9 protein-coding genes and 1 pseudogene are annotated in these 8150 nt (G+C 67.2%); 1 reads left to right on the plus strand and 9 read right to left on the minus strand.

The features are described from left to right. Window positions 1–616: 616 nt before the first annotated feature. From KBI5_RS26645 to KBI5_RS25700, 4 genes and pseudogenes are all read right to left on the minus strand, one after another. Window positions 617–769: a hypothetical protein gene (locus KBI5_RS26645; protein ID WP_157902576.1), complete on the minus strand. Its 153-nt coding sequence runs from the start codon at window positions 767–769 to the stop codon at window positions 617–619. Between the two features lie 596 nt (window positions 770–1365). Beyond that, a complete protein-coding gene (locus KBI5_RS22855; RefSeq protein WP_085016418.1) occupies window positions 1366–2634 on the minus strand; it encodes a site-specific integrase in 1269 nt (422 codons plus the stop codon). 248 nt (window positions 2635–2882) lie between these two features. Next, on the minus strand, window positions 2883–3182 hold the full coding sequence (locus KBI5_RS22860) for a hypothetical protein (RefSeq protein WP_011435589.1): 300 nt from the start codon (window positions 3180–3182) through the stop codon (window positions 2883–2885). Window positions 3183–3196: 14 nt separating this feature from the next. After that, window positions 3197–3349: pseudogene (locus KBI5_RS25700) on the minus strand (cell division protein FtsK); the annotation flags it as partial. 119 nt (window positions 3350–3468) lie between these two features. Between KBI5_RS25700 and KBI5_RS27420 the strand changes: the two are divergent. Further along, complete coding sequence (locus KBI5_RS27420) at window positions 3469–3780, plus strand: hypothetical protein (RefSeq protein ID WP_206745271.1); 312 nt, start codon at window positions 3469–3471, stop codon at window positions 3778–3780. 164 nt (window positions 3781–3944) lie between these two features. Here the strand turns inward: KBI5_RS27420 and KBI5_RS22870 are convergent, their stop codons facing one another. The 5 genes from KBI5_RS22870 to KBI5_RS22890 form a co-directional block, all read right to left on the minus strand. Next, window positions 3945–4337 (minus strand): hypothetical protein, encoded by a 393-nt coding sequence (locus KBI5_RS22870; protein WP_198537908.1) that lies wholly within the window; start codon window positions 4335–4337, stop codon window positions 3945–3947. Window positions 4338–4564: 227 nt separating this feature from the next. Beyond that, complete coding sequence (locus KBI5_RS28535) at window positions 4565–4768, minus strand: hypothetical protein (RefSeq protein ID WP_116290000.1); 204 nt, start codon at window positions 4766–4768, stop codon at window positions 4565–4567. A gap of 76 nt (window positions 4769–4844) precedes the next feature. Then, window positions 4845–6173, minus strand: a complete 1329-nt coding sequence (locus KBI5_RS22875; protein ID WP_085016419.1) for a phage terminase large subunit — start codon at window positions 6171–6173, stop codon at window positions 4845–4847. A 687-nt stretch (window positions 6174–6860) separates the two neighbouring features. After that, the gene (locus KBI5_RS22885; protein ID WP_085016421.1) at window positions 6861–7298 is read right to left on the minus strand and encodes a hypothetical protein; all 438 of its coding nucleotides are present in this window, start codon (window positions 7296–7298) and stop codon (window positions 6861–6863) included. 2 nt (window positions 7299–7300) lie between these two features. Next, window positions 7301–8150 (minus strand): hypothetical protein (locus tag KBI5_RS22890; protein ID WP_206745272.1); only part of this gene is annotated, 850 nt, incomplete at its 5' end.

The following is an 8150-nucleotide window of genomic DNA, read 5'->3' on the forward strand; positions in this document are numbered from 1 at the left end:
AGGATCACGTTGCCGTACTGGTTGGGGCGGTAGGGACCCCGAAGCTGGTCGGCGATCGACCAGATGAAACTACCGAGGGTGCTCACAGGGCTCCTTGAGGRGATCTCACGCGAAGACGGGATGCCGGAYGCCCGCGYCCGGGCCATRGGCYACCGRCGCCGCCGKGYWCGGGGCCGAAGTTCCTGGCCAGCCCGTACCAGCAGCCGAGCAGTCTGGCGGACTCGTCGCTTCTGATCTCACCGGACTCGGGAGATCTGCTGGAAGCTCTCGACGACGTACCGACGACGGCGAGGACCAGCACCGGGTAGTCGGCGAGCAGGTGGTGGAGCCGCTCTGGCCACGTCGCGGCGACCAGGTCGATCCCGACGTCGGTCGCCCAGGCCAGGCCGCCCGCTGCCAGACTCCGGAGAGCCTCTCGGTCCGCTCCGGCTCGGTCTCCAGGCACGCCTTGATCAGCCGTGCGAACTTGTCGCCCTTGTCCCGCTCACCCAGTAATGCGGCACGGAGATCCCCCGGCCACTCGCGAATCGTGATCCCCACGAGCGACAGTCTGCCGCACTGGTCTAACGATCACGTCGAGACCCTTGCGCACGGTCAGCACCCGCCACAGACCGCCCTATACTGCGGCGGCCAGGTCCGGGGCGAGGCCCCAGCAGGTGGCCGGTTTCGAGCCGGGCCAGAAGCCGGCCAGCAGCACCTTGCCCTTCTCCACCTGCTGGCGGCGGGTCCCCAGCCGGCTGACGAGGCCCGCAGGCTGGGGATCGACCACGACGCCAACGCCGCGTTCAACTGGCCCGGTTCGTCGACCACGAGTACACCGGCGACGTCCCGCCCGTGGGAGAGCGTCCGGCGCCGCGGCACAGCGATCATGACCCGGCTGACAGTTTGGGCAGGTGCGATGGGGCTACGCCCCGCTGATCCGGTCAGCCCCCGGCTGGCGAGTTCCTGGCGCAGGTGGTCGCGCAGGCTGACATCGCCGCCGAGCCGGGCGACCGCCGTGGCGACGTCGCCTGCGACCACACTGGTGAAGACGTCCACCTGGCCTCCGGCCGACAGCGGACCCCGGCGGGATCGAGCAGCGCGCCCCACTTGCCGCGGTGGTGACGCACGGCCGCATCGGTCAACCCCTATCCGATCTTCCTGGCGTTCATGTTGCCGCCGTAGCCGGCCCGGCGGATCTTGGCGTGGGCGGGTTCGATGGACACGGTCGGGCCTTTGACCTGCAGGTTTAGGTTCGCATTAATGCTGGTTGGGTGCACTCGGGGATCAGGCTCGCATGCTGCGCCTTTTCGATCCCCTCGTCAGGCCTGCCGGGGGGCCGAGCCCCCCGACACCCCCACGTGCAGCAACCGGTGTAGCAACGAGTCAGGGTCGGGGCCCGGTCAGGTGGCCGTCGAGCCGGCCCAGAGCCCGCCGCTTCTCCCCCATCGAGGCGTGCGCGTAGATCGTCATCGTCACCTCGATCGCCGAGTGGCCCGCGATGTCACGGACGATGTGCGGCGGCACGCCGAGGTCCAGGAGCAGCGTCACGCAGGTGTGCCGCAGCCCGTGGAACACGACCCCGTCGAGCCCGGCCGCCTGACGCAGCGGCATCCAGAAGCGGCGCAGGTTGTCCGGTTCGATCGCCGTTCCGATCTTCGTGGTGAAGACGTGGTCCGTCGTCACCCAGCGGTCGCCGGCCGCGTCCCGTTCCGCCTGCTGGAGCTTGCGATGCTCGGTGAGCGCGTCAGCCACCAGGCCCAGCAGCGGCAGCGTGCGCTCCGAGTCCTCCGTCTTCGGGGGCAGCAGCCGCAGCTCCCCGCCGACCCGCTGGAGCGTGTGCCGGATCGTCAGCGTCTCCCGGTCGGTGTCGAGGTCCGACCACTGGAGCCCGAGCAGCTCCCCGCGGCGCATCCCGAGGAACAGCGCCAGGACCAGCAGCGCGTACAACCGGTCGCCGGCCGCTTCGTCGAGGAGCCGGTGTGCCTGCTCGACGGTCAGACCCCGGTCGACGTTGTAACGAGGGGTCGAGACCTGGACGAGCTTCGCCACGTTCCGTCGGATCAGTTCCTCGCGCACCGCCGCCTGGAGCGCGTTGCGGAGCACGGCATGCACGACCTGAACCTGACGCTTCGATGGACGGCGGTTGCAGCACTGGCCGACCGCGCAGCAGCGCCGTTCCTGTTCCGGCCGCGCCTTGTCCCTGCCCATTTCGCAGCACCGGCAGGTGGTTTCCGTCCGCCGGATGAACTGCCGGACGTCCGCACCGCTCAGCCTGTTCAGCCGCTTCTTCCCGAGCCCCGGGATGAGGTACAGCCGAACCGCCTTCTCATAGGTGACATAGGTGTTCGGCTGACGGTTCGGCTTCACCGTCTGCGCGAGCCAGACCGTCAGGAAGCGTTCGACGGTCCATCCGGTGGCGTCCGCCGGAATGCCCTGATCCGAGTTGGCCTGAAGCTCCGTGAGCTTGCCGCGGACGATCTCTTCCGACTTGCCGTAGACCGGCCGCCGCTTGGTCGTCCCGTCAGGCATCAGGACGTAGGCCGCGCCGACCCACAGGCCGTCTCCGCGCTGGTAGATGGAGCCCTGGCCGTTGGCGCGCTTCCTGCGCTCCTTGCGCCGGCCGTTCGACGAGCCGGGGGTGGTACTGGGCATGGGTGACTTCTCCTTGCCGGAAGAACGGGACAGGTTCACGCCGGCCGCGGGCGACGTTGCCCGGTTCCGGTGGCGTTCCGTTCTCTGGCGTTGGAATGGTCTGCCGGGGCGCCGGCCGCGTCCAGGGCGCCTACGGCGTCGCTACGCGATCGGCCTTCGGCCGACCCTGGACCCGTCCGACACCCTGACAGCTTGAAACGCCACCAGAGAACGGAAGAAAAATGTGGTTAGAGCAGGCAGGACTGCCGTTACGGACGGCTGATGTTCGCCGCCGCCGGATCCGTCGATGGATTTCCGTTCGCCGGGACCATTGCCGGAAGTCCAGGCACCTGGCGGAACACGAGCACCGCGTTCACGTCGCCGTAGTGCTCGGTGAAGAAGGCATCCGCGGGAAGGTTCGCGAGGATCGCCGCCAGGTCGCCGACGTCCGCGCCGGGCCGGATCGTCAGCTCGTGGTCACCGGTGTTGGTCTTGTGGGTCGCGACGAGCGGGGAGTCTCCGCCGGGGGTGCGCCACGCGCCGAAGTTGCCAGACGAGAAGATGTTCACAGGACTTCTCTCCTTTCCCGGAGCGGCAACACCTCCTTACGCGGGTCCTGCACCGCCGCCACCACCACAACCCCGGGCGCCCGACCCTGGGAAAGCAGCAGCGGCAACGCCGCCCCGATCCGCTTCTTCACCTCCCGGTCGGTCACATACGCCGTCAGGGAAGCGATGACGTCGGGGCGCTTGTGTCATAACTTTGCGGATCACAAGGGCCAGCACCTCGCGGTTGCTTTGGACGCTCCCCACCCAGAGTTCTTGACGAACCTTCTAGAAGACCTATCATGATGGCATGACTAGAACATCACGACTTCTTCCGACCGGCACATGTTGGTGCGGCTGCGGCATCGATGTTGGCATCGGCGCCTTCTGGGTGCGMGGACACGACAAGATCGCGGAGGGAGCGTTGCTGGCCGCCGAGTATGAAGGTGCCGTCGCTCGGCTCCTCGAAAGGCACGGGTACGGCCCGGACCGGTCGGTGACCGAGGCGGCGGTAACGACGGGTCGGTGGGAGTGGTGTGGGCACGACGGATGCACCTACGCCGGCACGCCCGAGAGCATCCGCAACCATCGGAGCAAAGAAGGTCACCAAGGGGCGGCGTGATCCCCGGAACGACCCGCAGCCGCGCAGCTACCTGACGGGTGAGCCGGTGTTCAGCCTCGGGCCTGCTGGGGCGCATCACCCACCGGATCGTCGTGACTCTCCACACCGCCCGGACATCGTGTGTCGCGGGCGGTGTGGTGGTCAGACGTCGATGGTGGAGTGGATCAGGCCAGGCGGGCGCTGATGACCGCGAGGTCTTCGTCTCGTCGCCGCTTGAGTCGTCCGCGACCGTCGCTGGCCAGATCGGCCGGACGCAGGATGACCAGACGGAGATCCCGGGTGGGTATCAGTTCCTCTCTGCGACGGTCGTACAGGGCTCGCTGCTCGCCCCGGTGAACGCCGCTGACCGTCAGCCGGTCGGGTTTGTCGAAGTGGGGTGTCGGCTGGTCGTGCTGGCGCTCGCGGTACTCGACGACCAGGCGGCGGGTGGGCCAGTAGGCGTCGACGGGCAGAYGGACGCGGCGGCCGGTCGAGGGGCTCGGGTCGCCGAGAAGCCAGTCGAAGCGGTGTTGGCGTAGGCCGGTCTCGCCGACCGCCTCGTCGCAGAGGTCGAGCACGTACCACTCATCGGATTTGGTGCGGGCGCCTGCGCCGTCGGGTGGTGGAGTTGCGCCATCGGGTGACATGGCGGCAGGATCCACCGCACGTCCGACAAACTCGGATCAGCCGTTCCGCCATGTGGCGAGGGTCACTCACCCCTGTGTCATGACTGAGCCGGTCCGTCCGCTCCACACCCCCCGTCGGTCGGCCTCGGTAGCGAGGTCTGCGGGGGGTGTGGAGCGGGCTAACCGGGCAGGATGCTGGACGGGGCGATGAACAGAAGAACGGCGGCGATGTTCCCGAACGGTTCGACAAAAACCGCGTCCTCGGGAAGGGCCGCGAGGGCGGCCACGACATGTTCCCGGTTAGCTCCGGGCCTGATGGTGAGCTGCCATATCCCGTCCGATCCCGTTGGTTGAACCTGGACAAATGTATGCCTCAGAATCACGTCATCTCCTCGCGTGCGCGCGTGTGATCGCTCAGCACGCTAACGAGGTGGACGCGCGATTCTCGCCACAATCGGGCTATTCGAGGAAGCGAACGCCTGGCCGGGAACGGAGATCCAGCTGAGCGACCAGATACCGCGCGGCGTCGGCGGCGTGGTCGTTCTCCTTCAACGGCTCATCCTTGCGCTCGCCGTCCTCAGCGCGACGTGACTTGGACGCCCACACGTATTGCGGGATCTCCTCCGCGAGCCGTCCGGGTTTCTCGCGCTTCGCCAACTCGTGGTCCCGCTCCACGAGGCTGTCTCGGAACACGCGGATGCGGTTGGTCGCGAGCCGCTCCTTCACGGCCTGGATCCCGCGGGAGACGTTCTTGGTCGCGGGACAGGTCGAGTATCCCAACTCCCGCTCCAGCGTCGCCCGATCCTCCGCGTCGTGGTCGCACACCACCTCCAGAGGATCGGCGAATCCGCGAGCCGCCTCCCGGATGGTCTGGCAGTGGTCGGCGACGGTTCGGCCGGTTCGGTAGATCTCCCTCACGAGCCACAGCCCGCCGTCCGGATCTTCGGCCCAAAGCTGCCAGGTGAACGGGTTGACGAATCCGAAGTCGACAGCCCACCGGATGGTCCAATCCCGGGGAATCTTGAACGGATCCACGACGTGGATCGAGTCGTCCCACTCCTCGTAGATCACCCCCTCGGCGGCGGCCCAGATCCCATCCAGATACCRCAGCTTGCGGACGCCGGTCAGCTTGCCGAGCTTCCCGACGATGTAATCCCGTCCGGCCTCGGTCAGGTTCCCGTCATCGCGGACGTAGACCGGGTTGTCTCGGTGGCGGCTGGGGATCATCCGCATCCCCTCCTGGTCGCACCGCAGCTTGATCCAGTGCTTGGGATGGCTGGGATTGCACGCGAGGATGATCTGTTTATCCGCGAGGGCCGTTCCCCGCAGACGCGAGAACACGGTCTCGTAGGCGGTCTTGGATATCTCCGTGGCCTCGTCCACGAAGATGATGTCCAGCTCCGAAGAAAGGAACTTGGTGGGCTGGTCCAATCCGCCCACGATGATGGTCGATCCGTTCTGGTAGCGGTATTTCGCGGCCTCCCGGGGTGAGCCGCCGAACCACGCGACGATCCCCGCATCCAGGGCCGACCGCACCACGAACCGCTCGAAGAGGTTCAGAGTGGTGCCAGCCAACGAGATGTTGGTCTGGCGGAGGATGAGGGCCTGCGTCCCCGGCACGGCCATGCACGTTAGGTGCACCTTCCAGAGGGCGGCGAGGCTCTTCCCGGTCCCCGCAGGACCGGAGAAGCAGATCTCCGCATCCCTCGCGGTCAGAAGGGCGGCGGCCCCTCCGCGCGGGCGGTAGGCGATCGTCCGCGTTTCGGGACGCCCGACGGTCGCGCTCATCCCACACCCCCCGGATGAGCCGGGCCCTCCGAGGAGGGGACCGGAGGCGACGCCGTGATGGGCGGTGTGGCCGCCCGCCGACACGCCGAACGGGCGGCCTTGGTGCGGTCGTGGTCGCAATGTCGGTGGCTCCCGTTCGTCCTCTCTGGCTTGGTCGTCGCACGCGACGCGCGACGCGCGGACGGCTTCATGGAGGCGCTTGAGAGCGACGCTGACAGCCCGTCGCGCGCGTCGCGTGCGACGTCTTGGGCCAGCGCGTCAGGGACCGCACGGAGCGAGTCGGACGCGGTCGGTGCGCGGCCCGTCGCGGCCTCGGTCTCGGCCCGGCACCGGCGGCACCAGACCACCTCACCGGCCAGGGGCGCCCACAGCGATTGCTCGAAGTACAGGTCGTGCCCGCACGCGAGACCCACCCGGAACTCTCTCACGACGCGCCCCCATGCTGCGGGCAGCCGGGCGCGTGCGTCCAGGCCAAGCCGTCCGGCACGGCCTGGGYACGGCACTCGGGGCCGTACGCGCCGAGGCTGGCGCACGCGCGGCACCAGCCGTCCGGCCCGTGGCTGATCTCCTCGGGGTGCTCAGGGCACCGGTCCGGGGGCGCGGCCTCGCGGGCCGCGCAATCGGGGCATTGCATGAGGTCTCCTCGGATTCATGGTTGGCTCCTGATGAACTGAGGTGGGACGGGGGTTAGCGGCGGCGCTTCTTCTTGACTTCGCGTGAGACGCACATGTGGCAGATCGGAAAGGTCAGGGCGAATACCCCAAAACCGACCTCATTGAAGGTCATCTGCGGAAGGGCGAGTACCTTCTCACACAAGACGCAGGTCATCGCCTTGAGGGGATCGATAGGCGGGACTAGCCCAGCTTTGGCGCACGGCCGGCAGACGAGCATGGACAGATCCCAATAGACCAGTTGAACCGGCTGGATAGGGATCTGCCTCAGGTGATCGCAATACCGCATGTCACCTCGGTCACCTATGGCTTGGAACTCCTCCTTGGCGCGAACGACAAAGTCCCTCATCTTGTGGYTGACTCCGACGGTTGCGCCCTTTCGATCCAGGAAATCCGCGTGACCGTGCTGCATCGCAGCTTGGGCCTGGTCCTCGTTGTAGAGCGGGCTTGACATTCTCAGTTTCCCTTCTCCCACGGGTTGGCGTCGTCGGCCCAGCGCCAGCCCTTGAGAACTCGGACGGCCTTGCCGGCCTCGGGAACCGGAACGCTGTCGGTGTCGGCGGTGTTGACGTCGTTCTCGGCCATGACCTTCTTGAACTCGCCGAGCGGAACGGGCTTTTCCAGCGGCTCGTTATAGAGGTCGCGGAGGGTCTTCGGGTTCACATTCCACTTAGCCCGCTCGGGCTCGGCGATTAGATGGTCGGAAATGAAGGTCTTGACTCGATCCTCAGACGACTGGTATCTCGCGATGGCCTGCTCCATGGTGAATGGCACGGCGAGGCCCTTAAGCCCGCCGCCCTTCTTCTGCCAATCGACGCATCCCCGCATGGCCCACTGGAGAATCCCGGCGGCCTCATCGTCGAAGATCGACCGGGCAAGACCTTCGATCTGCTCGTCCTTGGGAACCGGGGGCCTGGTCTCGAAGTAGACGAGCCGGTTCCACACCGCCCCGTCCTTGACGCTCAGCTTTGGGCGGTGGTTCGTATCCGCCAGCAGAGTGAACGTGGTCCGGACATTGATCGGATGCTCGTGCTTCCGCGAGACGCGCTTCGGGATCTCCAGGCCGTCCGTGATGTCCTTGAGAAGGGCCTCATTGATGGTGAGGTTCYGCGCCGTCTCGGACCAGTTCGCGAAGCGGCGGGCGTGGAGGTCGGCCAACCCGTCGTTGTTGGTGCGCTCGCCGCGGGTGTGGACGAGGACGTAAACATTCAGCTTCATTGTTGATGTTGCTGTGAGTGGTTGGCGCTCGTTCCGGGTCCGACTGTTGGCTGATGTGTGGCGCATCGGATCTGGTGCGTGTGGTGAC

Origin of the sequence: Frankia sp. KB5 (genome assembly GCF_002099325.1) — a bacterium.
Classification (GTDB): domain Bacteria; phylum Actinomycetota; class Actinomycetes; order Frankiales; family Frankiaceae; genus Frankia; species Frankia casuarinae.

Bases quoted from the DNA above. Each gene is read 5' to 3' on its own strand.
- KBI5_RS22855 (WP_085016418.1), bottom strand. From the start codon at position 2,634: ATGCCCAGTACCACCCCCGGCTCGTCGAACGGCCGGCGCAAGGAGCGC.